The following is a 23416-nucleotide window of genomic DNA, read 5'->3' as shown; positions in this document are numbered from 1 at the left end:
CAAAGTCCCTGGGGAGGGAAGGTCTAGATGCTGCGCTTTCTTTTCCGTCTCGCGGCGATGGTGGCGCTTTCGGTTTCCGTCATCATGGCAGTGCTCGACACCACACGGTCGGTGGCGGCCTCAGCGCTGGTGCTAACCCCGCTCAATAGCAGCTGGCTCGCCGTCTCGCCCGCTACGCGAAGCGCCTTCGAAAGCTTCGTCCGCGACAAGGCCGGGTCGCTGCTGTGGGACGGCGTCATCGCCTTTGTGCTCAACCAGCCCGGCTTCGCGGTGTTCGCGGTGCTTGCGCTTGTTTTCTATACGATCGGCTACAGGCGGGAGCGGCCAACCGGGCGGTTTGCTCCAACGTAATCTGGTGACCTTCTGGCGTCCCCAAACGAAGAGAAATCCCAAATAACCCAAATAAAGAGAAGGGAGACTGCTTAATGTTTTTTCTCAGCGACGTGCTGAACAAGAAGCTCAATCTGCCGAAGGCCACCGAGGCACTGCCGGGTCGCGCCAAGGCGATCCCGACGGCATCCAGCCATTTTGTCTCGAAAAGGCCGCTCAAGGGGCCTTATCCCGAGGGGCTGGAGACGGCGCTGTTCGGGCTGGGCTGCTTCTGGGGCGCCGAGCGCATGTTCTGGCAGGTCGAGGGCGTATGGGTCACGGCGGTCGGCTATGCCGGCGGCGTCACCCCCAACCCGACCTACCAGGAAACCTGCACCGGCCTCACCGGCCATGCCGAAGTCGTGCTGGTCGTCTACGACCCGAAGATCGTGTCCTATGCGGAGCTGCTGAAGCTGTTCTGGGAGAGCCATGACCCGACGCAAGGCATGCGCCAGGGCAATGATGTCGGCACCACCTACCGTTCGGCGATCTACACTTTTGGCGACGCGCAATACCAGGCGGCGATCGCCTCGCGCGACGCCTACGAGGCTTCGCTGCGTGGCGCAAATCACGGCAAGATCACCACCGAGATCGCGCCGGCGCCTGAGTTCTACTTCGCCGAAGAGGATCACCAGCAATATCTGGCGAAGAACCCCTATGGCTATTGCAACCTGCAGGGCACCGGCGTCGCCTGCGCCATTCCGGCTTCCGTCTCCGCCTGAGTTGACGAGCAGGCTTTTGCTTGGACGCGTGTCGTACCCCAAAACCGCTGCCCATTTTTGGGCGACATGCATTTGGTGAAGCGAACAAGCGGTGGCGCCGATGCGCGGCGCCACGCTTTTCCAAAGGGTCAAAATTCCACGTGAATTTTGTTTCGGGCCGTGCCAGATTGGCCCCAAGCGGGAGGAAGACACTCCTGCCTGATGCCGCATGCCTGCCGGAGAACCGGGCAGGCAGACGGTGCGTAACGGAAAAAATAACCGACAGGGTGTGGATCACATGAAACGTATCGTTCTCGGCCTCCTGGCCGCAGCTGCAATGGTTCTTCCGGCCTTCGCCGCGGACATCCAGCCCGCGATTCTCTATGATCTGGGCGGCAAGTTCGACAAATCGTTCAACGAAGCGTCCTACAATGGCGCCGAAAAGTTCAAGACCGAGACCGGCATCCCCTATGTGGAATTCGAGGTCTCCAACGCCACCCAGCGCGAGCAGGCGCTGCGCCGTTTCGCCGAAGATGGCCGCAATCCGATCGTCATGGCGGGCTTTTCCTGGTCGGACGCGCTGGACAAGATCGCCACCGAGTTTCCCGACACCAAATTCGCCATCATCGACATGGTCGTCGACAAGCCCAATGTCCGCTCCCTCGTCTACAAGGAGCAGGAAGGGTCCTACCTCGTCGGCGTGATGGCGGCGATGGCCTCCAAGTCGAAGAAGGTTGGCTTCATCGGCGGCATGGACATTCCGCTGATCCGCAGGTTCGGCTGCGGCTTTGTCGGCGGCGCCAAGGCGGCCGGTGCTACCGAAGTCCTCCAGAACATGACGGGCGATACGCCGGCGGCCTGGAACGATCCGGCCAAGGGCGGCGAAATCGCCAAGACGCAGATCGACCAGGGCGCTGACGTGGTCTACGCCGCAGCGGGCGGCACCGGTGTCGGCGTGCTGCAGGCAGCGGCTGACGCCGGCAAGCTCGGCATCGGCGTCGATTCCAACCAGAACGGCCTGCAGCCGGGCAAGGTGCTGACCTCGATGGTCAAGCGCGTCGACGTTGCCGTCTACAACACCTTCATGGACGCCAAGAACGACAAGTTCACCGCCGGCATCAACGATCTCGGCCTCAAGGAAGGCGGCGTCGACTACGCCATGGACGACAACAACAAGGCGCTTGTCGATGACGCGATGAAGGCGGCGGTCGAAAAGGCCAAGGCCGACATCATCGCCGGCACCGTCAAAGTGCACGACTACATGTCGGACAACGCCTGCCCTTATTGATGGCGGCACGTGGATCCAATCGAAGCCGCCGGGTGAAAACCCGGCGGTTTTGTTTGTGGCAGCCTTCGAACGCTGCTGCCTGATTTCGTCTCAGGGCAGTGCCCCCGACCATACCCCCGCCACATAGCCCAGCGCCAACGCTGCAATCATTCCCATGGCGATGACAAATCCACGTCGGCCGCCGAGTGCATGCAGGCCGATGCCATGGGGCGGCTGCCGCAAGCTGTCGATCACCGGCGGTTTTGCCTTGTCGTGGGCGATGCGGCCGTTTTCGTCGGCCATGGCCGTTGTTGCTCCTCTACCAATGCGGCGGCTTCGTCACCGGCACGTCGGGGGCGGCCTGTTCCTCCAGTGCCAGGAAGTGGTCGGTCAACGCATCGAGCTTGCGCTGCATGCGCTCGATCACCTTCCACTGCTCGGCGATCTGGCCGGACAGTTCCTCGATGGTCTTCTCTTGCTCGGCGGCGCGGATTTCCAACGTCGTCAGCCGGTCGGCGGGCATGATCATGCGAAAATCCTCGGGGTCTTGAGCCGTGCTGCATTAGCGAATGTGAAGGTCGTGGCCACGTTCGAAATTGACAAGCGCGCAGGGATTTGTCGAGAGTGCCGTTCCGGCCAATTGGCACGGGCGGGGCGTCATGCTAGGCGTTTTGACCAAGCGATAAAAAAATAAGAGTGGGACTGGCTGCATGACGCAAGCCGCAATCGAGCTGATCGGCATCAACAAGAGTTTTGGCGCCGTTCGCGCCAACCGCGACATCAACCTGGAGATCGCGCGCGGCACCATCCACGGCATTGTCGGCGAGAACGGCGCCGGCAAGTCGACGCTGATGTCGATCCTCTATGGCTTTTACCAGGCCGACAGCGGCGAGATCCGCGTCGGTGGCAAGCCTGCCTCGATCAAGACGCCCAACGATGCCATCGCGCTCGGCATCGGCATGGTGCATCAGCATTTCATGCTCGTCGACAATTTCTCGGTGCTGGAAAACGTCATCCTAGGCGCCGAAAGCGATGCGCTCTTGAAGAAGAGCATTGCCAAGGCGCGTTCCGAACTGGAGCGGCTCGAGCGCGAATATGGGCTTGAGGTCGATCCAGACGCGATCATCGAGGAGTTGCCGGTCGGCCTGCAACAGCGCGTCGAGATCCTGAAGGCGCTCTATCGCGGCGCCGAGATCCTGATTCTCGACGAGCCGACGGGCGTGCTGACGCCAGCCGAGGCCGACCATCTGTTCCGCATCCTCAAGCAGTTGAAGGAGCAGGGCAAGACGGTGGTGCTGATCACCCACAAGCTGCGCGAGATCATGGCGATCACGGACAAGGTCTCGGTCATGCGCCAGGGCACGATGGTGGCGACCAGAGTGACAAAGGAGACCACGGTCGGTGAACTGGCCGAGCTGATGGTCGGGCGGCGCGTGCTCTTGAGGGTCGAGAAGGGCGAGGCGGAAGCCGGCGCCGTCAAGCTCGCGGTCAAGAACCTGACGGTGAAGGACCAGCGCGGCGTCACCATGGTCGACGATATCTCCTTCGACCTGCGTGCCGGCGAGATCGTCGGCATCGCGGGTGTGGCCGGCAACGGCCAGTCCGAACTGCTCGAGGCGATCTCCGGCATCAGGCGCGCCGTCTCCGGTTCCGTCATGCTCGACGGCAAGCCGATCGACCTCACCGGGGCCGCCGATCCCGGCGAGTTGCGCGACCGGGGGCTCGCCCATGTGCCGGAGGACCGCCATCATGTCGGCCTGGTGCTGGCCTTCGAGGAGAACGAGAATTCGATCCTCGGCTATCACGACGACGAGCGCTATCTCCGGGGGCCTTTCCTCGATATCGACGCCATCCGCAACGATGCCAAGGACAAGATCACCAAATACGATATCCGTCCGGCGGACTGCCGGCTCAAGACCGCCAATTTCTCCGGCGGCAACCAGCAGAAGATCGTGCTGGCGCGGGAGATGGAACAGGATCCCGGCGTGCTGATCGTCGGCCAGCCGACGCGCGGCGTCGATGTCGGCGCCATCGAATTCATCCACAAGCGCCTGATCGCCATGCGCGACCAGGGCAAGGCGGTGCTGGTGGTCTCGGTCGAGCTCGACGAGATCCGTTCGCTGTCCGACCGCATCCTGGTGATGTTCGCCGGCCGCATCGTCGGCGAGCGCGGCCCCGAGGCAACAGAAGGCGAACTCGGCCTGCTGATGGCTGGTGTCGAACAGCGGGAGGCTGCGCAATGAGCACGCCTTACGCCAAGCTGCCGGCCTGGGCCGATTACGGATTGATCCCGGTGATCAATCTGGCGGTCGCCTTCATTGTCGCCGGTTTCGTCGTCATGCTGGTCGGCGAGAATCCGTTCCGTGCGGCCGTCATCCTGGTCGAGGGCGCCTTCGGTAGGGGATCGGGTATCGCGTTCACGCTTTTCTACGCCACCACCTTCATCTTCAGCGGGCTTTCGGTGGCGGTTGCGGCGCATTGCGGCCTGTTCAACATCGGTGGCGAGGGTCAGGGCTATATTGCCGGCCTCGGTATCGGCATCGTTTGCCTGGCGTTCGACAGCGTGCTGCCGTGGTGGCTCACCTTTCCAATAGCCATCGTCGCCTCGGCGGCGATGGGCGCGCTGTGGGCGCTGATCCCGGCCTATCTGCAGGCCAAGCGCGGCTCCCACATCGTCATCACCACCATCATGTTCAATTTCATCGCCGCCAGCGTCATGGTCTATGCGCTGGTCGGGTTCCTGAAACCGCCAAGTTCGATGGCGCCGCAGACGCGAACTTTTCTCGACGGCGCACAATTGCCGAAGCTCAACTGGGTGATCGAGCTGTTCGGCGCCAAGATCCGCTCGGCGCCGCTCAACATCTGCTTCCTGCTGGCGCTGGTGATGGCGTTCCTGGTCTGGCTGCTGATCTGGCGCACCAGGCTCGGCTATGAGATGCGCACCTATGGCCACAGCCCGAAGGCGGCGCGCTATGCCGGCATTTCGGAAACCCGCATCATCATCATCGCCATGATGATCTCGGGCGCGCTGGCCGGCATGATGGCGCTCAACCCGACGATGGGCGACCAGCATAATGTCGCGCTCGATTTCGTCTCGGGCGCCGGTTTCGTCGGCATCGCGGTGGCGCTGATGGGACGCCTGCATCCGGTCGGCATCGTGCTCGCCGCGATCCTGTTCGGCATGCTCTACCAGGGCGGCGCCGAGCTTGCCTTCGAGATGCCGGCGATTTCCCGCGACATGATCGTCATCATCCAGGGTCTGGTCATCCTGTTCGCCGGCGCGCTCGAGCACATGTTCCGCCCTTATGTCCAGGCGCTGTTTGCCTCGTTCAGTCCGCGATCGGTCGGCATCGAAGCAGCCAAGGGAAAGGGTGCCTGAGGTGGATCTGTTCAACGCCATCATCCAGGTCCTGGACTCGACCATCCGCCTGTCGGTGCCGCTGCTGCTGGCCTGCCTCGCCGGCCTCTATTCGGAGCGCGCCGGCGTCTTCGATATCGGGCTCGAGGGCAAGATGCTGGTCGGCGCCTTCGCCGGCGCCGCGGCCGCCTCGGTCTTCCACTCGGCCTTAATCGGCCTCGGCATGGCCATCCTGATCTCGGTCGCCTTCGCCATGATCCACGGCTTTGCCTCGATCACCCATCGCGGCAATCAGATCGTCTCCGGCGTGGCGATCAATTTTATCGCCGCCGGCTCCACCATCATGCTCGGCCAGGCCTGGTTCAGCCAAGGCGGTCGCACGCCGGCGCTGGCGCCAGGCGAGCGCTTCGAGGCGATCAACTGGCCCGGCGCCGAGGCACTGAGAGCTGTACCGATCCTCGGACCGATCTATGCGGAACTGATCTCCGGCCACTCCATACTGGTCTATCTCGCCTTCCTGATGGTGCCGTTCACCTGGTGGGTGCTGTTTCGCACCCGCTTCGGCCTCAGGTTGCGCGCGGTCGGCGAGAATCCGGCGGCCGTCGACACCGCAGGCATTTCCGTCGCCTGGCTGCGCTACCGGGCGCTGATCTGCACCGGCGTGCTGACCGGCATCGCCGGGGCCTATCTGTCGATGGTGCAGAATGGCGGCTTCGTGAAGGACATGACCGCCGGCAAGGGCTATATCGCGCTTGCGGCGCTGATCTTCGCCAAGTGGAAGCCGGTCAACGCCATGTTCGCCTGCCTGTTGTTCGGGTTCCTCGACGCGCTGTCGATCCGCCTGCAAGGCACGCCACTGCCGGTCATCGGCAAGGTGCCGGTGCAGTTCATGCAGGCGCTGCCCTATGTGCTGACCGTGATCCTGCTCGCCGGCTTCATCGGCAAGGCGATCCCGCCGCGCGCCGGCGGCGTGCCCTATGTCAAGGAACGCTGAACTGGTCCTGAAAATGCGGATCGGCATAGCGGGAAGGAAGCGCCGGGTTTTGAACAAGATCATCGGAGAAAAGAACCTGATGTCGCATGATCTGTTCGAAGCGGCCAAGGCCGCCATGGCCAAGGCCTATGCTCCCTATTCGAAATTTCCGGTAGGGGCGGCACTGCGCACCGAGGACGGCCGTGTCTTTGCCGGCGCCAATGTCGAGATCGCGTCCTATCCGGAAGGCTGGTGCGCCGAGACCACCGCGCTCGGCCACTACATCATGGGCGGCGGCGGCAAGATCACGGAGATTGCAGTGATTGCCGAGCGCACGGCCAAATGTTCGCCATGCGGCGGTTGCCGCCAGCGGCTGGCCGAGTTCTGCCAGCCCGAAACCAAACTTTATCTCTGCGACAATAGCGGTGTGGTCGAGACCGTGACGATGGGCGAGATGCTGCCCTACGGCTTTCGGGCCGACATCTTGAAATGAAGAACCGACTGAAATGACGGAAAAAGCACTCGATCATCTCGTCGAAAAGCTGGACGGGCTGGCGCCGACAACCGCGCTGGTGCTCGGTTCGGGCCTCGGCGGGCTCGTCGACAAGGTCGAGAACGCCGTGCGCATTTCCTATGCCGACTTGCCGGGTTTTCCGAGAAGCGGCGTCACCGGCCATGCCGGCGAGGTCGTGGCGGGGCTGTTCGCCGGAACGCCGGTGCTGATGCTGTCCGGCCGCGCACATTATTACGAGCATGGCAATGCGGCCGCGATGCGCCCGGCGCTGGAGGTGCTCGCCGGCATCGGCATCACGAAGCTGATCCTCACCAATGCCGCCGGCTCGGTCGATCCGGCGATGGGGCCGGGGTCGGTGATGCTGATCACCGACCACATCAATTTCTCGGGCTCCAATCCGCTGATCGGCGAACCTAGCGACCGCCGTTTCGTCGGCCTGACCGAGGCTTATGATGCCGGCATGCGCAAGGCGATCGAGAAGGCAGCAGCAGTGACGGCGACCACGCTGCACCAGGGCGTCTACATGTGGTTCTCGGGGCCGTGCTTCGAGACGCCGGCCGAGATCCGCATGGCGCGCGTCATGGGCGCCAACGCCGTCGGCATGTCGACGGTGCCGGAGGTCATTCTCGCCCGCTTTCTCGGCCTGCGAGTAGCCGCCTGTTCGGTCATCACCAACCTCGCAGCGGGGATGACGGGGGCGGAGCTTTCGCACCAGGAAACCAAGGACATGGCGCCGGTTGGCGGCGCGCGGCTGGCGACCATTCTCCAGCGCGTGTTCCAGGACGGGTTGCCGGAGATCTGATGCTTCCTCAGGAAATCATCCGCCGCAAGCGCGACGGCCAGAGGCTGTCGGGGCAGGAGATCGCGGATTTCATCGAAGGCCTGACATCGGGCACCGTTTCGGACGGCCAGGCCGCGGCCTTCGCCATGGCGGTGTTCTTCAACGGCATGAGCCGCGACGAGGCTATCGCGCTGACGCTTGCCATGCGCGATTCCGGCGAGGTGCTCGACTGGTCGGACCTGCCCGGTCCGGTCACCGACAAGCATTCGACCGGCGGTGTCGGCGACAATGTCTCGCTAATGCTGGCGCCGATCGTTGCCGCCTGCGGCGCCTATGTGCCGATGATATCAGGCAGGGGTCTCGGCCATACCGGCGGCACGCTCGACAAGATGGATGCAATCCCCGGCTATATCAGCCAGCCGGATGTGGCGCGATTGCACAAGGCAGTGCTCGAAACCGGCTGCGCCATCATCGGCCAGACCGCGCATCTGGCGCCCGCCGACCGCAGGCTCTATGCGATCCGCGACGTGACGGGAACGGTCGAATCCGTGCCGCTGATCACCGCTTCGATCCTGTCGAAGAAGCTGGCCGCCGGCCTGCAATCGCTGGTGCTCGACGTCAAGGTCGGCAATGGCGCCTTCATGGAGAAGTCGCGCGATGCAACGGCACTGGCCAACAGCCTGGTCGAAGTCGCCAATGGCGCGGGGCTGAAGGCCTCGGCGCTGGTCACCGGCATGAACGAGCCGCTGGCGTCGGCGGCGGGCAACGCGGTCGAGGTGCGCAATGCCGTCGATTTCCTCACCGGCCGCTTTCGCGACCGCCGGCTGGAAGACGTAACGCTGGCGCTGGCCGCGGACATGTTGCAGTCGGCAGGCCTTGTGCCGTCCAACCAGGACGGCATGCGCCGCGCCACCGAGACGCTTGCCAGCGGCCGCGCGGCTTCTGTCTTCGGGCGCATGGTGGCGGCGCTCGGCGGTCCGGCCGATTTCGTCGAAAAGCCGGAAAAATACCTGCCGAAGGCGGCGGTGGAACTTGCGGTCAAGGTGGGCGGAAACGGTTTTGTCACCGGTATCGCGACGCGTGATATCGGGCTTGCGGTGGTGGGCCTCGGCGGCGGCCGCAAGCATCCGGACGACAGGATCGACCACGCGGTCGGTATCACCAGGCTGCTGCCGGTCGGCGCGGAGGTGCGGGCCGGTGAGGCTTTGGCGCTGGTCCATGCCCGCACTACCGCGGATGCCGAGGCGGCAGCGGTCACCGTGCTTTCGGCCTATGCAATCGGACCTTCGAAGCCGGCGGCGGAAAAAACCGTCATCCGGCGGATTCTGCCGCGCGGATAGTTCTTCTGTTAGACGGCCGCATCTACTGAACGAGCAGCAATGCGCCGTTCTCGACCTGGTATTTTTCGAGCCGCTGGAGAAAATTCATGCCGATCAGGTTGACGTGCAGCGCCCTGTCGTCGAGCACGACAGCCTGGACGCTTTCGACTGAGATCTTGCCGATCTGCAAGCGATCGATCGTCACCAGGGCAGCCTTGATCGCACCATTGGCGGTGTTGACCTGATGGCGGAAGTCGGAGGCATTCAGCGAGATGCCGATCCGGCGTGCGGTGGAGATGTTAAGGGCGACGAGCGTCGCGCCGGTGTCGATCATACCATCGACCTGGCGGCCATTGAGCCTGAATGTCGAGGTGAAATGCCCACGCGCGTCCGCCGCGACGACGACCTTGCGGCCCAGCGGCTGTGGTGTCGCCGGCTTGCTGGGAACGGTGGCCAGATTCAGATCCGTTGGCGCTTCGACATTCGGCCGGGGTCCGACCGCCGATTTCAGCAGGCCGTCCAGCATGTGCGGATTCGACTGATAGAGCATCGGGATGGACGCCGATGTTCCGGCGAACACGCCAAGAATGAGAAGCTTGCGCAGCATGGACCGGCCTTTGTGAACGCCGAACCTTAATCCCGTATGGTGTTTGCCGCTTTAATGGGTACTGAAACCGCGCCTTTGCGTAAACGAGAGGTAAACGGCCGGCGGATAACTCCACAGCGGGCGCCAGAACCATTCGATCATTTGGTCCCGTACATGCGGTCGCCGGCGTCGCCGAGGCCGGGCATGATGTAGCCCTTTTCGTTGAGCTGGCGGTCGATCGAGGCGGTGAAAACCGGAACATCCGGATGCGCCTTGGTGAAGCGCTCGATGCCCTCGGGCGCCGCCAGCAGGCAGAGGAAACGGATGTTGGTGGCGCCGCGTCCTTTCAGCTTGTCGATGGCCGCGATCGCCGAGTTGGCGGTCGCCAGCATCGGATCGACGACGATCACCAGCCGGTCGGCGAGATCGCCAGGCGCCTTGAAGAAATATTCTATCGCCTCCAGTGTCTCGTGGTCGCGGTAGAGGCCGATATGGGCGACGCGCGCCGCTGGCACCAGGTCGAGCAGGCCTTCGAGCAGGCCGTTGCCGGCGCGCAGCACCGAGGCGAAGACCAGCTTCTTGCCCTCGAGCGTCGGCGCTTCCATCGTCTCGATCGGGGTTTCGATCGTCGTCGTCGTCAGTTCGAGGTTGCGGGTGACCTCGTAGCCCAAAAGCAGCGAGATCTCGCGCAGCAGCCGCCGGAAGCCGGCCGTCGAGGTTTCCTTCTTGCGCATGATGGTGAGCTTGTGCTGGACAAGCGGATGGTCGACGACGGTGACGCCCTGCATGGTGTTCTCCGAACTGCGCGGTGAATAGTGAATAATGAATAGTGAATGGGTTTGCGAGTCCTTGGTTCAGTGGTGAACTCGCCATTGACTGGCCGAAGTGCCGAATTCACCATTCACCATTCACCATTCACCATTCACCTGCCCTTGACGTCGAGACGGGCGAGCAAGGCCGCCTTGGTCTTCCTGTCGACGAAGGCGGCCTCTATTGCCGTTCTGGTGACGGCGGTGAGCGCCTTGTCGTTCATCGAGAAATGCTCGGCGGCAAGATCGTATTCGCGCTTCAGCGACGTCCAGAAATAGGGCGGGTCGTCGGAGTTGAGCGTCACCCTGCAGCCCGCTGCCTTGAGTGCCGGAAAAGGGTGGTCGGCAAAGCTGCCGAAAACCTTCAGCGCGATGTTGGAACCGGGGCAGCATTCGAGCACGATGCCCTCGTCGGCGATGCGCCGGACAAGGTCTGGGTTTTCGATGGCGCGCACGCCGTGGCCGATGCGGGAGGGGCGGATATGGTCGAGTGCCGCCGCCACACTCTCCCAGCCCATCAGTTCGCCGGCATGGACGGTGATGCCGAGGCCGGCCTCGCGGGCGATCTCGAAGGCCCTGACATAGTCCTCCAGGTCGCCGATCCGCTCGTCGCCGGCGACGCCGAAGCCGGTGACCAGCGGATGGCCGCAGCGAGCGGCGAAACGCGCCGCCTGCTCGATCGCCTCGACGCCGATATGGCGCACGCCGGTGACGATCATGCGGCCCTCTATCCCGGTCTTGGCCTTGGCGCGGTCCATGCCTTCGCCAAGTGCGTCCGTATAGGCTTTGGGCGACAGTCCGGCCTTTGCCGCGTGGTCGGGCGACGTGAAGATCTCGGAATAGATGGCGCCGTCGCGGGCGAGGCTGGTCAGATAATGATCGGCCAGCCGCGCATAGTCCTCCTCGGTGCGGAACAGGTCGGAGGAGAAATCATAGGCGGCGAGGAAAGAGCTGAAATCGTGCCAGACGAATGCGCCGTCCCGGATGTAGGGCGAGGTGTCCTTGCCGTATTTCCGTGCCTGGCTGATGACGAGTTCGGGCGCCGCTGCCCCTTCGATGTGGCAGTGCAGTTCCGCTTTCAATGGCATGCAGTCATCCCGTCAGATTCGTCTGGTGTGGATATAAAGCCGCACCAGAAGCGCGGCCGAACACCGCGTCTTAAACAATAGCGCCCGCACCATCGATCGGCTATGGTCCCGCCGATTTTGTGACGGATCAAAATAATGTCAGTTGAGAGAACCACGGCCGCGGACGGCATGGAAACCTCCTATGGTTTCAAGCGCGTAGGGGCTGGCGACAAGCAGTCGCTGGTGAACGACGTTTTCCACAAGGTCGCCAACCGCTACGACCTGATGAACGATCTGATGTCGGCCGGGCTGCACCGGTTGTGGAAGGACGCCATGGTGACGTGGCTCAATCCGCCGAAACGCCCAGGCTGGAAGGTTCTCGACGTTGCCGGCGGCACTGGCGACATCGCCTTCCGGATCGTCGAGGCGAGCCACGGTCATGCCCATGCCACGGTTCTCGACATCAACGGCTCGATGCTTGCCGTCGGTCGCGACAGGGCCGAGAAAAAGGGCCTGTCCGACAATACCGATTTCGTCGAGGCCAATGCCGAAGGATTGCCTTTCCCCGACGCCACATTCGATGCCTATACGATCGCCTTCGGCATCCGCAACGTGCCGCGCATCGACGTCGCGCTTGCCGAAGCCTATCGAGTCTTGAAGCCCGGCGGGCGCTTTCTCTGCCTGGAATTTTCCGAGGTCGAGATGCCGCTGCTCGACAAGGCGTATGAAGCCTGGTCGTTCAATGCCATCCCCAGGATCGGCAAGGCGGTCACCGGCGATGGCGAACCCTATTCCTATCTGGTGGAATCGATCCGCAAATTTCCCAATCAGCAGAATTTTGCTGACATGATCGCCCGCGCGGGCTTCGACCGCGCCTCGTTCCGCAACTATTCCGGCGGCATTGCCGCGCTGCATTCGGGCTGGAAGCTTTGAGGCTGGCCCGATCATGAGTTCCGTCGCCGCTGCTTTCAGGCTCGTACGGGCCGGCTGGGTGCTGGTCCGCGAAGGCGTCGTCGCCGCGCTGCCGGGTGACGAGCTTTCCGGCCTACCGAAGTTCGGCTGGCGCCTGGCGCGGCTGTTCACGCGCCGCCGCGCGCTTGCCTATGAACGCGGCGACCGGCTGGCCAAGGCGGTCGTGCGGCTCGGCCCTTCCTATGTCAAGCTCGGCCAGTTCCTGGCGACACGGCCCGACGTCGTCGGCAACGACATGGCGCTCGACCTCGCCATGCTGCAGGACAAGATGCACACTTTTCCGCGGGCCGAGGCCGTCTTCGCGATAGAGGCCTCGCTCGGACGCAAGATCGGCGATCTCTACGCCAGTTTCGGCGATGCCGTCGCAGCCGCGTCGATCGCCCAGGTCCATTCCGCTGAAACCGTCCATGACGGCGTTGCTTCAAGGGTGGCGGTGAAGGTCATCCGGCCGGGCGTGCGCCGCCGCTTCTTCCACGATCTCGAAAGCTATTTCCTGGCTGCCCGCCTGCAGGAGAAATACATACCGTCGTCACGCCGGCTGCGGCCAGTCGAGGTGACCGAGACACTCGCCCAGACCACCAAGATCGAGATGGATCTGAGGCTTGAGGCGGCCGCCCTTTCCGAACTCGGCGAGAACACCAAGGACGATCCCGGTTTTCGCGTGCCGTCCGTCGACTGGGAGCGGACCGGCCGCGACGTCTTGACCATGGAGTGGGTCGACGGCGTCAAGATGAACGACATTGCCGGCCTCATCGATGCCGGCCACGATCTCAAGGCGATCGCCGCCAATCTGATCCAGTCGTTTCTGCGTCATACGCTGCGCGACGGCTTCTTCCATGCCGACATGCATCCGGGAAACCTGTTCGTCGAGGCCGACGGAACCATCGTCGCTGTCGATCTCGGCATTGCCGGGCGGCTCGGCAAGAAGGAGCGCCGGTTCCTCGCCGAGATCCTCTACGGATTCATCACCCGCGACTATCTGCGCGTCGCCGAAGTGCATTTCGAGGCGGGCTACGTGCCGCGCCAGCATAATGTCGCCGCCTTCGCGCAGGCGATCCGCGCCATCGGCGAGCCGATCCACGGGCAATCGGCCGAGACCATCTCGATGGCCAAGCTGCTGACGCTGCTGTTCGAGGTCACCGATCTCTTCGACATGGCGACGCGCACGGAGCTGGTGCTGCTGCAGAAGACCATGGTGGTGGTCGAAGGCGTCGCCCGCACGCTCGATCCCGCTTTCAACATGTGGAAGACCTCCGAACCGGTGGTCGGCGACTGGATAGCGGGCAATCTTGGCCCACGCGGGCTGCTCATCGATGCCCGCGATGGCGCCAAGGCGATGCTGGCGCTGGCCCGCCAGGCGCCGGACCTTGCCGCCCGCACCGAGCGGCTGTCGCGCGAGATCGATCTGATGGCCGAACACGGGCTGCGCTTCGATGAGACGACCGCACGCGCCATCGGCAGGGCCGAGGCGCGTTATACCAGATCGGGTCGGCTGGCGCTGTGGGTGATCGCGCTGACGCTGGTTTACATTGCGTGGAAACTGATGTGAATGACTGCAATGACAGCATTGCTGTCATTGCAGTCGGAGAACAGGATCGCTATATTGCGCGCAGGAGTGCGACTATGGCCAGGATTACTGTCCGCAATCTGGAAGACCATGTCATGCAGCGGCTGCGTGAGCGTGGCGCTGCGCGCGGCGTCTCCATGGAGCAGGAGGCCCGGGACGTACTCGCAGCATCCGTTGGTCTTCCGACCACAAAAGGCTTTGACCGCCGAGGTCTGGCATTCAATGACGAGACTAGGGCTCAATCGACGGCAGGGATGCGAAGGTAATCATGGGCACCCTGACCATTCGCAATCTCGACGACGATCTGAAGCAAAGATTGCGCGAGCGGGCCGCCAGACATGGCGTGTCGATGGAGCAGGAGGCGAGAAGCCTGTTGCTCAGAGAGGTGGCGCCGGCCAGTGAACGTGATGAGGATGTCGTTACGGCGGAGGAAATCCTTGAATTCGGCCGACGACTGCAAAAAGTGGATTTCGATCAGAAGAAACTCACCGATGAACTCTGGTCCTTCATCGAGGAAGACTAACCGTGGTGGTCGACACCTCAGCGGTTGTGGCTATCCTGAAGCAGGAATCCGATGCACCGGCGATTGCTCAGCGCCTCGCCGGAAATCAACGGATATTGATGAGCGCCGCGACTCTTATGGAATGCGGCACGGTTATTGTCGGACGTTATGGCGCGGCCGGCTCGGCAGAGTTGACAGGTCTTTTGGCGAGGCTGAAGGTCACGATTGTCGACCTCTCTGCCGAACATGCGCAGGCCGGAATTGAAGCCTATGCACTCTATGGCCGCGGCACCGGCCATCCGGCCAAACTCAATATGGGCGACTGCTTCGCCTACGCCTTGGCCAAAACGCGAAACCTGCCGCTTCTTTTCAAGGGCAATGATTTCATCCATACCGATATCGAACCGGCGCTGAAGCTGGCATGACACTGGACAAGAAGTCATAGGCATGACCCTCTCCGGCAAGCGTATCCTGCTCATCATCGGCGGCGGCATTGCCGCCTACAAGGCGCTCGATCTGATCCGCCGGCTGCGCGAGCGGGGCGCTGCCGTGCGGGTGGTGATGACTTCCGCCGCGCAAGAGTTCGTCACCACGCTCTCGGTCGGCGCGCTGTCGGCCGATCATGTCTTCACCGAATTGTTCGATCGCCAAGACGAGCACGATGTCGGCCACATCCGCCTGTCGCGCGAGGCGGACCTGCTGGTCGTGGCGCCGACCACCGCCGACCTGATGGCGAAGCTCGCCAATGGCCATGCCAACGATCTGGCCTCGACCGTGCTGCTCGCCACCGACAAGCCGGTGCTGCTGGCGCCGGCCATGAATCCGAAAATGTGGTCGCATCCGGCGACCCGGCGCAATCGCGCGACGCTCGCCAAGGACGGCATCGTCTTCATCGGCCCGGCAAGGGGCGAGATGGCCGAGAGCAGCGAGGCCGGCGAGGGCCGCATGGCCGAACCGCTGGAGATCGTCGCCGCCATCGAGGCGTTGCTCGATACCAGGCCGAAGCCGCTTTCGGGCCGACGGATCATCGTCACCTCGGGGCCGACACATGAACCGATCGATCCGGTGCGCTACATCGCCAACCGTTCGTCCGGCAAGCAGGGCCATGCCATCGCGGCGGCACTTGCCAGGCTGGGCGCCGATGTCCGCCTCGTCTCCGGTCCGGTGTCGATTGCCGATCCAGCCGGCGTCACCACGCTGCATGTCGAAACCGCGGCCGAGATGAAGGACGCGGTCGAAAGCTTGTTGCCAGCGGACGCGGCGGTTTTCGTCGCGGCGGTCGCCGACTGGCGCGCCGCCGGTACGGCCGGTGAGAAGATCAAGAAGGTGGCGGGTGAGGGGCCGCCGGCGCTGCAGATGATCGAGAACCCGGACATCCTGGCCGGGGTCGGCCATCACAAGCTGCGGCCGGAGCTGGTCGTCGGCTTTGCCGCCGAAACGCAGGACCTGGTCAGCAACGCCGAGGCCAAGCTCAGGAAGAAGGGCGCGGACTTTATCGTCGCCAACGACGTCTCACATGAAAGCGGCGTCGGACCTTCGGGAGTGATGGGCGGCGACCGCAACAAGGTACGGATCGTCTCGAAGGCAGGCGTCGAGGAATGGCCGGAGATGAGCAAGGGCGAAGTGGCGGCGCGGCTCGCCGCTCTTATCGCGGAACGGCTGAAGACGATTGTGGTCTGATTAGGCTATCCCGTCGCTTCCTGCGGCCTGCCTGTCACTGTCGCCAGCTTGAGCGCGGCAAGGCATCCCAAGATGCCGAGCGGTACGAAGGCGAGGAACAGCCAGCTTGCGACGTTCGCCGCGGCCTCGCGGTTAAGGCCGTCGGAAAAGCCGCTCGCATTGGCGATGATGCCGGCAAGTGCCGCACCCACGGCATAGCCGATGCGCTGCATGGTCGGCACCGCAGCCGCGGCGATGGTCTGTTCACCTGCAGATGCCGATGCAACGACAACGCGTGTCATGAACGGCCAGGCGATGCCGAAGCCGCCCCCTTGCAGCAGGGCGCAAAGCAGGATCAGAGGAATGGAGCCTAACGGCACGGTGTAGGCGAAACCGGCGACACCCGCCGCGATCATCAGTGCGCCGCAGACGATGATCGGCCGTTCGCGCTCCTGCGGCGCGTTGGCGACAAGGATCGACAGGATCGACCAGGCGATCGATTCGGTGGCGATGATGTAGCCTGTGGTCAGTAGCGGGATGTCGTGCAGGCTGGTCAGCAGCAAAGGCCCGTAGACGCCGAAGGAGCAGGTCGCCACCGAGAAGGCGGCGACCATGGTCATGCCGGCGCCGACCGGCGAGCGCCAGGAAAACAGCGATGACGGGAAAAGCCGGGAGCCGGGCTTCAGGGCATCGATGCGAAAGAAGGCAGCAAGACCGGCCAGGCCAAGGATCATCAGCAGCGACGAACGCAGCACCGCAATATCGACGCCGGCCGCGGCGACCAGAACCACGCTGATGGCGAGACAGAAGAGTGCCGCGTAGGGAAAAGGCGGCGCCTTGCCCGACGTTGCGGGGCTTGCCGCCCCGGGCGTGTCGAGCACGATGAAACTCGCCAATGCCATGGCGCCGCCGCCAGCCGCGAAGATACCGACGGCCCAGCGCCAGGACGAGATTTCGGTGACGATCGCGCCAAGCATCGGTCCACTGAACGCGGCGACGCCCCAGATCGCCGACATGCCGCCGAAGAGCTGCGGCCAGATGGCGCGCGGAAACAGCCGCTCGACCGAGATGAAGGCCAGAGACACCAATGCGCCGCCGCCAAGCCCCTCGACGACGCGGCCGCCGAGAAAGACAAGCATTGACGGCGCCAGCGCGCTGATCAGCGCGCCTGAGGCATAGAGCAGCGAGGCAACTATCATGTTGGTGCGCAGCGGCACGTAGCTCACCAGCCGGCCGGCAGCCGCTCCGGCAATGATGGCGCCGAGCTCGTAGACCGCCAGCGACCAGCCGACCAATTGCACGCCGGCCAGCTCGCTGACCATCGCCGGCGTCACTGTCGCCAGCATCGTCTCGTTGGTGGCGTAGAGAAAAATGCCGAGATTGATGAAACAGAAGCGCCCCAGATCGCCGCTCGCCCACAGGGCCCGCCAGTCCACCTTGTTGCTGCCGCCTGCGACCAATCCGACCTCCCGACTTTGCCAACAAAAGCGCCGGAGCGGCGGCGTCCGGGACGACGCGCTCGGCTCTGGCCGGGAAGGCTTGTAGAACCTCAACCGCGATTGAGCTCAAGCGGTTTTTTACGCGTGGCGCGCGAGATGGCGACGATGGCAGAAGCGATGATGGTTTTCCGAACGGCGGTCTCCCAAAAAGCATACGGCGCGAAACAGTATCCTGTTCCGCGCCGTGCGTAGAGGAGCAAATGTGCCCGCTTACTTGAAGGAGTGGATCAGCTCCAACGAGGCGACCGTCACCGCCAGGTTCACGCCAGTCTGCGCCTGGACGCTGAGCGGCTCCAGCATGAAGGCGCCGCCCAGTCCACCGACCAGGAGATTGGCGCCGCCGCCGGTTAGGACGCTCGCCTCAGCGTTGACGCCATAATATCTGCCGGCAAGGTCGCCCTCGTCACGGCTGCGGGTGGCGGCCAAGACCGCCCATGCCAGTTGGCCCTGATGCGTCTGGCCGATATCGACGCCAAGCTTGGAGATCATCCCGGTGTACTTCTCGGACGGTCCGTGATCATAGGGGCGGAAGGTGCAGGACACGCCCTTGTTCGACGTGATGACATAGCCGGTGCCGCCGTCGATTGTGCAATCAAGCGTGCCAAGCCGGAGCGTTCCGGCGTTGACGGGAACGGCAAGCAGGGTCGTGGCGAGCGCTGCGGCGCAGCCGATTTTCTTGATCATGGGAGGGTCCTTTCGCAATTGCCTGGATTAAACGGTCGAGTGCATCGAGCGTTCCGCCGAAAACTTGGCGCGATCAAGGCAAGAGTTAATACCGCGTTATAGGCATGCCGCCCATGACGAGCTCCGGCTCCAGCCGAATGCCTTCGATCAACCGGCGTTGGTGCGCGCCAGGCCGTCCTTGGCCGGCTGGTAGGTCGGGTCGAGATGGACCGCTTCGCGGTAGGATTTCGCCGCCCTGGCCTTGTCGCCGCGCCGCTCGTAGATCAGCGCCTGATTGGACCAGGCTTCGGCGTTCTTGCCGTCGAGCTTGATGGCCATGTTGAAGTCGGCGAAGGCGTTGTCCTCGTCGTTCATGGCGAGGTAGGAGAGGCCGCGGCCGTTGTAGGGCTCGGCAGCGTCCGGCGACAGCGAGATGGCGGTCGAGAAATCTTCGATGGCGAATGCGTGCTGGCCCTGGCTCTGATAGATCAGGCCGCGATTGTGGTAGGCGCGGGCGTCGGTCGTGTCGAGCTGGATCGCCTTCTGGAAATCGTTGAAGGCTTCCTGAGTGCGGCCGGCCTTGCGATAGAGGTTGCCGCGGCCGATATAGGCGGCGTCGTAGCTCGAGTTGATCTGGATCGCGCGGTTGTAGTCGGCAAGGGCGGCTTCCTGGTTGCCGAGGAAGCGCTGGATGAGGGCGCGGTTCGAATAGGCCTGGTAAAAATTCGGATTGAGCTGGATGGCGGTGTCGAAATCCTTCAGCGCCGCCCGGTACTGGCCGCCGCGGCCATAGGCGGAGCCGCGCACGTTGTAGCCTTCAGGATCCTGCGGATTGCGTTGGATCACGGCCGAGAGCGAGGAGATATTCTCGGTCGAGCCTTGCGCCTTGTCGATGTTGTTGAATTCGCCAGTCGGGGCCGTCTGGCAGCCGGCCAGCGCCAGGCCGGAAAGCAGGGCTGCCGTCAGTGCAAAGCCGCGCAGTGCGGTTCTGCGCTCCACGGTAATTGCGTTCATGTCTGCTCTGTCCTTAACTGCCGCCGCGCCGTCAGGTCCGTTCCCCCCTCCGAACCGGCCTTCTCCGAACTGGGTCGCATTCAAAACAAAAAGGTGGCGGCGATTCCGCATCGCGCCACCTTGGGTATCCTTCGAAAAGGACGAAAAATTGGCAGTATCAGCGCGGCGGACGCGCTGCACCGGCAGCACCGGCTGCGACCGGGCGCGGCGTCATCGGCAGCAGGCCTTCGCGCTGGGCGCGCTTGCGGGCCAGCTTGCGGGCGCGGCGAACGGCTTCCGCCTTTTCGCGAGCGCGCTTTTCGGAGGGCTTCTCGTAATGTCCGCGCATCTTCATTTCGCGGAAGATGCCTTCGCGCTGCATCTTTTTCTTGAGCGCGCGAAGCGCCTGATCAACATTGTTGTCGCGAACGAGTACCTGCACGGGCAATCCTGTCTTTCGGGTTTGATATCAATAGGCAAGCGGCCATAGCCGAAAGCCTCCGCGGCGAATTACACCACGAATTGTGGCGGCTGATAGCAGAATCAGGGCGCTGTGTCCACAGCCAATAAAGGCCGGCTGCCAAAACCACCATCGATCGTAGTTAGACGACTTCTCGGCTGAGCTCTATGCTGTCGCCAAATGAAGCTGGGCGAAATCCTCGAAGAATTCGCCGTAGTCGCAGGTTATCTCCTCGCCCGCCGCGATATCGCGGGTGGCGGTCGCGCCGCCATACTGCGAAAAGTCCGTGTTCGGCCGCTCGGCATGGTTCATGAAGCGCCCATTGTCGACTTCATAGACCATGAAGCCCGCCCTGTCTGGGCTCGGATAGGCGTATCTGTCGAGCAATTCCTTGAGATGCGGCGGCGCCGCCTCGTATTTTTCCATCGGGATCAGCCGGTCGAAGTCCGGATCGAGGCGCCAGATCGACGCTCCCTTCCGGATCGGCTCGGCGGCGAACACACCGACGCCTTCGATTGCGCTCTGGGCTATATAGGTTCTGATCAGCAGCATGTTTTCCAGGACCGTTTTCGACGAGAAACGAAATCGTCAAATCGCACCGAAAATCAAGGGCGGTCTTGCGACACTTCGGCTGATATGCGCCGCGCCGCGGAACAGTTCACGTGCGGTTGATCGAGACGCCGCCGTCGGCAAACAGCGCGGTTCCGGTGGTGAAGCTCGACGCGTCGGAGGCAAGATAGAGTGCCGAGCGGGCGATCTCTTGCGGCTGCGCCATGCGCTTCAGGGCATGAATGCCTTCGACGAAGGCCCTGGCCTCCGGCGTGGTCGTGGTGGCGCCCGGCGTGTCGGTGCCGCCCGGCAGCAACGCGTTGACCCGCAACCCTTGTGCTCCGTATTCGGCGGCCAGAACCTGCGTCAGACCGATCAGGCCGGCCTTGGCCGCGGCATAGGCCGCCATGCCCGGTATCCCGGCGGTGCGGCCGACGAAACTGGAGGTGAAGATCAGCGAGCCGCCACCGCGCTCCAGCAGCGCCGGCACCTGGTATTTGGCGCCGATAAAGGCGCCGGTCAGGTTGGTGTCGACGGTCTCGTGCCACGTCTCCAGCGACATGTCGGGAACCGGCCCCATCTGGCCGACGGAGCCGGCGTTGTTGAAGGCGATGTCGAGCCCGCCGAAGCTGGCCACCGCAAGATCGACAAGCGCCTTGGCATAGGCTTCGTCCCTGACATCGCCGGCCAGGGCGATTGCGGCGCCGTCGGCGTCCGCGATCTCGGCGACAAGCACATCAAGCTCCGCCTGGCGACGGGCAGCGACGACCACCTTGGCGCCTTCCTCGGCGAAGAGTTTTGCTGTGGCGCGGCCGATGCCGGAACTGGCGCCGGTGACGATGGCGACCTTGTTGGTGAGAGCGAGCATCTTTCCATCCTTTTTTCATGTCGGCCTTGCCGACGATCGGATGCTTGGTCGCAAATGACGGCGGTGCGAGCCACCCGATACCTGCGAAGCGTCCGCATTTGGTCTGGTTGGTCCATCGTTCCGGATGTGCTGCTCCGTCGCGGCGCAAAACGGCAAGCGCCGTCGCAAACAGCGCAAGGGTGGCAGCGCTGTTTCGCTAGTGATACACCTCGCGCGCCGCGGCTCGATTGGATGCCCGGCCGGTATCTGCGAGGCTTGAGCGTTGAAAAAATATTCGGTATTCGCCATCGCCCGCGAGGCCATGCGCGGCCATAAGGGCTGGGAGGAGCAGTGGTCCTCGCCGGAGCCGAAGAAGGAATACGACGTCATCATCGTCGGCGCCGGCGGGCATGGCCTGGCCACCGCCTATTATCTCGCCACGGTGCACGGCATCGCCAATGTCGCGGTGCTGGAAAAGGGCTGGCTCGGCGGCGGCAACACCGGCCGCAACACCACGATCATCCGTTCCAACTATCTCTATGACGAGAGCGCCGGCATCTACGACCATGCGCTGAAGCTGTGGGATGGGCTGAGCCAGGAGCTCAACTACAACGTCATGTATTCGGCGCGCGGCGTGATGATGCTCGCCCACAATGTGCACGACATCCAGGTTCTGAAACGCCATGTGCATGCCAACCGGCTGAACGGCATCGACAATGAATGGCTGACGCCGGAGCAGGCGAAGGAATTCTGCCCGCCGCTGAACATCTCGAAGCAGGCGCGTTATCCCGTAGTGGGGGCTGCCTTGCAGCGCCGTGGCGGCACCGCTCGCCACGATGCCGTCGCCTGGGGCTATGCGCGCGGCGCTTCGGCGCGCGGTGTCCACATCATCCAGAATTGCGAGGTCACCGGCGTCAAGCGGGCGGCCAACGGCGCGGTCACCGGCGTCGAGACGACGCGCGGCTTCATCGGCGCCAGGAAGGTCGGCGTCGTGGCGGCCGGTCATTCCTCCGTCATCATGAACATGGCCGGCGTGCGCATGCCGCTGGAAAGCTATCCGCTGCAGGCGCTTGTGTCGGAGCCGGTCAAGCCGGTGGTGCCGTGCGTGGTGATGTCGAACACGGTGCATGCCTATATCTCACAGTCCGACAAGGGCGAACTGGTGATCGGCGCCGGCACCGACCAGTATGTCTCCTATTCGCAGACCGGCGGCCTGCACATATTGCAGCATACGCTCGACGCCATCTGCGAGATGTTTCCGATCTTCACGCGCATGAAGATGCTGCGCTCCTGGGGCGGCATCGTCGACGTGACGCCCGACCGCTCGCCGATCCTGGCGAAGACGCCGGTGCCCGGCCTCTATGTCAATTGCGGCTGGGGCACGGGCGGCTTCAAGGCGACGCCGGGCTCCGGCCATGTCTTTGCCCACACCATCGCAAAAGACGATCCGCACCCGATCAACGCGCCCTTCACCATCGAACGCTTCCGCACCGGCCGCCTGATCGACGAAGCGGCGGCGGCGGCGGTGGCGCACTGATGATGGCCGAGGTCGCTGTGGCGATGCCGTTGCTGCTCGCGGGCGAGCAGGGCCTGTTTCATTTTCCCTCGGTCGAAGAGGTGCGCCTGCAGCCGATCAGCCGCACTGACAACGAGACCGGATGGCCGTTTTCCGTCGATGCAGGCGTGCTCGCCTGCGTCTGGAGCGGTGGCCAGAAGGTGGTCACCTTTCTGGAAAGCCGGCCGGCCGACCTTGAGGACGACCAGACGTTCCAGCCGCGCCACGTCATCGTGACCACCGACCCGTTGCAACTCACGATCGGCAACATGGCTGATCGCGACCTTTTCCGCCCGGCGGCGAGTGTCGAGGAACGCATCCGGCTGATCGCGCCCTTCGCGATGCTCGGCCAGCGGCTTTGCGACCAACCGGCCGGCGCCCATGTCGGCCACGGCGAATTGTAGGA

Annotated in this window: 28 protein-coding genes; 17 read left to right on the top strand and 11 right to left on the bottom strand. The window is 63.6% G+C overall.

Annotated features, from left to right (window positions below; genetic code table 11):
• Positions 1-27 precede the first annotated feature (27 nt).
• The 3 genes from AC0L2H_RS02205 (at position 28) to AC0L2H_RS02195 (ending at position 2358) form a co-directional block, all read left to right on the top strand.
• Positions 28-351, top strand: a complete 324-nt coding sequence (locus AC0L2H_RS02205; RefSeq protein WP_473588656.1) for a hypothetical protein — start codon at positions 28-30, stop codon at positions 349-351.
• A gap of 74 nt (positions 352-425) precedes the next feature.
• Positions 426-1091, top strand: coding sequence for a peptide-methionine (S)-S-oxide reductase MsrA (gene msrA / locus AC0L2H_RS02200; RefSeq protein ID WP_473588655.1), 666 nt, complete (start codon positions 426-428; stop codon positions 1089-1091).
• A gap of 277 nt (positions 1092-1368) precedes the next feature.
• Positions 1369-2358 (top strand): BMP family lipoprotein, encoded by a 990-nt coding sequence (locus AC0L2H_RS02195; protein ID WP_107649486.1) that lies wholly within the window; start codon positions 1369-1371, stop codon positions 2356-2358.
• Between the two features lie 90 nt (positions 2359-2448).
• Here the strand turns inward: AC0L2H_RS02195 and AC0L2H_RS02190 are convergent, their stop codons facing one another.
• Both AC0L2H_RS02190 and AC0L2H_RS02185 read right to left on the bottom strand, forming a co-directional pair.
• The gene (locus AC0L2H_RS02190) at positions 2449-2640 is read right to left on the bottom strand and encodes a hypothetical protein (protein ID WP_473588654.1); all 192 of its coding nucleotides are present in this window, start codon (positions 2638-2640) and stop codon (positions 2449-2451) included.
• 16 nt (positions 2641-2656) lie between these two features.
• Positions 2657-2863: a SlyX family protein gene (locus AC0L2H_RS02185; protein WP_473588874.1), complete on the bottom strand. Its 207-nt coding sequence runs from the start codon at positions 2861-2863 to the stop codon at positions 2657-2659.
• 184 nt (positions 2864-3047) lie between these two features.
• Here AC0L2H_RS02185 and AC0L2H_RS02180 point away from each other — a divergent pair, with 184 nt between their 5' ends.
• From AC0L2H_RS02180 to deoA, 6 genes are all read left to right on the top strand, one after another.
• A complete protein-coding gene (locus tag AC0L2H_RS02180; RefSeq protein WP_473588653.1) occupies positions 3048-4580 on the top strand; it encodes an ABC transporter ATP-binding protein in 1533 nt (510 codons plus the stop codon).
• Positions 4577-5716 carry an ABC transporter permease gene (locus tag AC0L2H_RS02175; RefSeq protein ID WP_107649490.1) on the top strand — a complete coding sequence of 380 codons (1140 nt, stop codon included), beginning with the start codon at positions 4577-4579 and terminating at the stop codon, positions 5714-5716. Before AC0L2H_RS02180 ends, AC0L2H_RS02175 begins: the two co-directional genes overlap by 4 nt.
• Position 5717: 1 nt before the next feature.
• Positions 5718-6689, top strand: coding sequence for an ABC transporter permease (locus tag AC0L2H_RS02170; protein ID WP_473588652.1), 972 nt, complete (start codon positions 5718-5720; stop codon positions 6687-6689).
• Between the two features lie 79 nt (positions 6690-6768).
• Positions 6769-7161, top strand: a complete 393-nt coding sequence (cdd, locus tag AC0L2H_RS02165; protein WP_473588873.1) for a cytidine deaminase — start codon at positions 6769-6771, stop codon at positions 7159-7161.
• A gap of 13 nt (positions 7162-7174) precedes the next feature.
• Positions 7175-7984 (top strand): purine-nucleoside phosphorylase, encoded by an 810-nt coding sequence (locus tag AC0L2H_RS02160; protein ID WP_473588651.1) that lies wholly within the window; start codon positions 7175-7177, stop codon positions 7982-7984.
• A complete protein-coding gene (gene deoA / locus AC0L2H_RS02155; RefSeq protein WP_473588650.1) occupies positions 7984-9303 on the top strand; it encodes a thymidine phosphorylase in 1320 nt (439 codons plus the stop codon). Before AC0L2H_RS02160 ends, deoA begins: the two co-directional genes overlap by 1 nt.
• Positions 9304-9325: 22 nt before the next feature.
• Here the strand turns inward: deoA and AC0L2H_RS02150 are convergent, their stop codons facing one another.
• The 3 genes from AC0L2H_RS02150 to AC0L2H_RS02140 form a co-directional block, all read right to left on the bottom strand.
• The gene (locus AC0L2H_RS02150) at positions 9326-9889 is read right to left on the bottom strand and encodes a TIGR02281 family clan AA aspartic protease (RefSeq protein WP_473588649.1); all 564 of its coding nucleotides are present in this window, start codon (positions 9887-9889) and stop codon (positions 9326-9328) included.
• 137 nt (positions 9890-10026) lie between these two features.
• Positions 10027-10656, bottom strand: a complete 630-nt coding sequence (upp, locus tag AC0L2H_RS02145) for a uracil phosphoribosyltransferase (protein ID WP_097573010.1) — start codon at positions 10654-10656, stop codon at positions 10027-10029.
• Between the two features lie 134 nt (positions 10657-10790).
• Positions 10791-11765: an adenosine deaminase gene (locus AC0L2H_RS02140; RefSeq protein WP_473588648.1), complete on the bottom strand. Its 975-nt coding sequence runs from the start codon at positions 11763-11765 to the stop codon at positions 10791-10793.
• A 135-nt stretch (positions 11766-11900) separates the two neighbouring features.
• On the opposite strand from AC0L2H_RS02140, the gene ubiE reads away from it, so the two are divergent.
• The 6 genes from ubiE (at position 11901) to coaBC (ending at position 16465) form a co-directional block, all read left to right on the top strand.
• Positions 11901-12677 (top strand): bifunctional demethylmenaquinone methyltransferase/2-methoxy-6-polyprenyl-1,4-benzoquinol methylase UbiE, encoded by a 777-nt coding sequence (gene ubiE, locus AC0L2H_RS02135; RefSeq protein WP_473588647.1) that lies wholly within the window; start codon positions 11901-11903, stop codon positions 12675-12677.
• Between the two features lie 13 nt (positions 12678-12690).
• Positions 12691-14265: a 2-polyprenylphenol 6-hydroxylase gene (gene ubiB, locus AC0L2H_RS02130; protein WP_473588646.1), complete on the top strand. Its 1575-nt coding sequence runs from the start codon at positions 12691-12693 to the stop codon at positions 14263-14265.
• Positions 14266-14339: 74 nt separating this feature from the next.
• Complete coding sequence (locus tag AC0L2H_RS02125; RefSeq protein WP_473588645.1) at positions 14340-14549, top strand: FitA-like ribbon-helix-helix domain-containing protein; 210 nt, start codon at positions 14340-14342, stop codon at positions 14547-14549.
• A gap of 2 nt (positions 14550-14551) precedes the next feature.
• Positions 14552-14806, top strand: coding sequence for a FitA-like ribbon-helix-helix domain-containing protein (locus AC0L2H_RS02120; RefSeq protein ID WP_473588644.1), 255 nt, complete (start codon positions 14552-14554; stop codon positions 14804-14806).
• A gap of 2 nt (positions 14807-14808) precedes the next feature.
• Entirely contained in the window at positions 14809-15210 is a 402-nt protein-coding gene (locus tag AC0L2H_RS02115) for a type II toxin-antitoxin system VapC family toxin (RefSeq protein ID WP_473588643.1), read from the top strand.
• A 22-nt stretch (positions 15211-15232) separates the two neighbouring features.
• Positions 15233-16465: a bifunctional phosphopantothenoylcysteine decarboxylase/phosphopantothenate--cysteine ligase CoaBC gene (gene coaBC, locus AC0L2H_RS02110; protein ID WP_473588642.1), complete on the top strand. Its 1233-nt coding sequence runs from the start codon at positions 15233-15235 to the stop codon at positions 16463-16465.
• Positions 16466-16470: 5 nt separating this feature from the next.
• On the opposite strand, the gene AC0L2H_RS02105 is transcribed toward coaBC, so the two are convergent.
• From AC0L2H_RS02105 to AC0L2H_RS02080, 6 genes are all read right to left on the bottom strand, one after another.
• Complete coding sequence (locus AC0L2H_RS02105; protein WP_473588641.1) at positions 16471-17904, bottom strand: MFS transporter; 1434 nt, start codon at positions 17902-17904, stop codon at positions 16471-16473.
• A 249-nt stretch (positions 17905-18153) separates the two neighbouring features.
• Positions 18154-18627 (bottom strand): DUF992 domain-containing protein, encoded by a 474-nt coding sequence (locus AC0L2H_RS02100; RefSeq protein WP_473588640.1) that lies wholly within the window; start codon positions 18625-18627, stop codon positions 18154-18156.
• A gap of 147 nt (positions 18628-18774) precedes the next feature.
• A complete protein-coding gene (locus tag AC0L2H_RS02095) occupies positions 18775-19620 on the bottom strand; it encodes a tetratricopeptide repeat protein (protein ID WP_473588639.1) in 846 nt (281 codons plus the stop codon).
• A 157-nt stretch (positions 19621-19777) separates the two neighbouring features.
• Complete coding sequence (gene rpsU / locus AC0L2H_RS02090; protein WP_008874389.1) at positions 19778-20041, bottom strand: 30S ribosomal protein S21; 264 nt, start codon at positions 20039-20041, stop codon at positions 19778-19780.
• 183 nt (positions 20042-20224) lie between these two features.
• The gene (locus tag AC0L2H_RS02085; protein ID WP_473588638.1) at positions 20225-20611 is read right to left on the bottom strand and encodes an SET domain-containing protein; all 387 of its coding nucleotides are present in this window, start codon (positions 20609-20611) and stop codon (positions 20225-20227) included.
• 106 nt (positions 20612-20717) lie between these two features.
• A complete protein-coding gene (locus tag AC0L2H_RS02080; RefSeq protein WP_473588637.1) occupies positions 20718-21476 on the bottom strand; it encodes an SDR family oxidoreductase in 759 nt (252 codons plus the stop codon).
• A gap of 262 nt (positions 21477-21738) precedes the next feature.
• On the opposite strand from AC0L2H_RS02080, the gene AC0L2H_RS02075 reads away from it, so the two are divergent.
• Both AC0L2H_RS02075 and AC0L2H_RS02070 read left to right on the top strand, forming a co-directional pair.
• Positions 21739-22992: a sarcosine oxidase subunit beta gene (locus tag AC0L2H_RS02075; RefSeq protein WP_473588636.1), complete on the top strand. Its 1254-nt coding sequence runs from the start codon at positions 21739-21741 to the stop codon at positions 22990-22992.
• Positions 22992-23414, top strand: a complete 423-nt coding sequence (locus AC0L2H_RS02070; RefSeq protein ID WP_473588635.1) for a hypothetical protein — start codon at positions 22992-22994, stop codon at positions 23412-23414. The genes AC0L2H_RS02075 and AC0L2H_RS02070 overlap by 1 nt, the downstream gene beginning before the upstream one ends.
• The last annotated feature ends 2 nt before the right edge of the window (positions 23415-23416 follow it).

It is taken from the genome of Mesorhizobium sp. WSM4871 (assembly GCF_055811295.1).
Note: the sequence above shows the minus strand (reverse complement) of the source record. Positions and strands in the feature narration are given on the sequence as shown.

What these genes read in the sequence shown, in the direction of transcription:
- deoA (WP_473588650.1), top strand. Translation starts at nt 7,984, where the DNA reads ATGCTTCCTCAGGAAATCATCCGCCGCAAGCGCGACGGCCAGAGGCTG.
- AC0L2H_RS02085 (WP_473588638.1), bottom strand. Translation starts at nt 20,611, where the DNA reads ATGCTGCTGATCAGAACCTATATAGCCCAGAGCGCAATCGAAGGCGTC.
- AC0L2H_RS02190 (WP_473588654.1), bottom strand. Translation starts at nt 2,640, where the DNA reads ATGGCCGACGAAAACGGCCGCATCGCCCACGACAAGGCAAAACCGCCG.
- AC0L2H_RS02205 (WP_473588656.1), top strand. Translation starts at nt 28, where the DNA reads ATGCTGCGCTTTCTTTTCCGTCTCGCGGCGATGGTGGCGCTTTCGGTT.
- ubiE (WP_473588647.1), top strand. Translation starts at nt 11,901, where the DNA reads ATGTCAGTTGAGAGAACCACGGCCGCGGACGGCATGGAAACCTCCTAT.
- AC0L2H_RS02095 (WP_473588639.1), bottom strand. Translation starts at nt 19,620, where the DNA reads ATGAACGCAATTACCGTGGAGCGCAGAACCGCACTGCGCGGCTTTGCA.
- AC0L2H_RS02195 (WP_107649486.1), top strand. Translation starts at nt 1,369, where the DNA reads ATGAAACGTATCGTTCTCGGCCTCCTGGCCGCAGCTGCAATGGTTCTT.
- upp (WP_097573010.1), bottom strand. Translation starts at nt 10,656, where the DNA reads ATGCAGGGCGTCACCGTCGTCGACCATCCGCTTGTCCAGCACAAGCTC.
- AC0L2H_RS02070 (WP_473588635.1), top strand. Translation starts at nt 22,992, where the DNA reads ATGATGGCCGAGGTCGCTGTGGCGATGCCGTTGCTGCTCGCGGGCGAG.
- msrA (WP_473588655.1), top strand. Translation starts at nt 426, where the DNA reads ATGTTTTTTCTCAGCGACGTGCTGAACAAGAAGCTCAATCTGCCGAAG.
- AC0L2H_RS02150 (WP_473588649.1), bottom strand. Translation starts at nt 9,889, where the DNA reads ATGCTGCGCAAGCTTCTCATTCTTGGCGTGTTCGCCGGAACATCGGCG.
- AC0L2H_RS02175 (WP_107649490.1), top strand. Translation starts at nt 4,577, where the DNA reads ATGAGCACGCCTTACGCCAAGCTGCCGGCCTGGGCCGATTACGGATTG.
- AC0L2H_RS02100 (WP_473588640.1), bottom strand. Translation starts at nt 18,627, where the DNA reads ATGATCAAGAAAATCGGCTGCGCCGCAGCGCTCGCCACGACCCTGCTT.
- AC0L2H_RS02120 (WP_473588644.1), top strand. Translation starts at nt 14,552, where the DNA reads ATGGGCACCCTGACCATTCGCAATCTCGACGACGATCTGAAGCAAAGA.
- cdd (WP_473588873.1), top strand. Translation starts at nt 6,769, where the DNA reads ATGTCGCATGATCTGTTCGAAGCGGCCAAGGCCGCCATGGCCAAGGCC.
- AC0L2H_RS02160 (WP_473588651.1), top strand. Translation starts at nt 7,175, where the DNA reads ATGACGGAAAAAGCACTCGATCATCTCGTCGAAAAGCTGGACGGGCTG.
- AC0L2H_RS02080 (WP_473588637.1), bottom strand. Translation starts at nt 21,476, where the DNA reads ATGCTCGCTCTCACCAACAAGGTCGCCATCGTCACCGGCGCCAGTTCC.
- ubiB (WP_473588646.1), top strand. Translation starts at nt 12,691, where the DNA reads ATGAGTTCCGTCGCCGCTGCTTTCAGGCTCGTACGGGCCGGCTGGGTG.
- coaBC (WP_473588642.1), top strand. Translation starts at nt 15,233, where the DNA reads ATGACCCTCTCCGGCAAGCGTATCCTGCTCATCATCGGCGGCGGCATT.
- AC0L2H_RS02140 (WP_473588648.1), bottom strand. Translation starts at nt 11,765, where the DNA reads ATGCCATTGAAAGCGGAACTGCACTGCCACATCGAAGGGGCAGCGGCG.
- AC0L2H_RS02180 (WP_473588653.1), top strand. Translation starts at nt 3,048, where the DNA reads ATGACGCAAGCCGCAATCGAGCTGATCGGCATCAACAAGAGTTTTGGC.
- AC0L2H_RS02125 (WP_473588645.1), top strand. Translation starts at nt 14,340, where the DNA reads ATGGCCAGGATTACTGTCCGCAATCTGGAAGACCATGTCATGCAGCGG.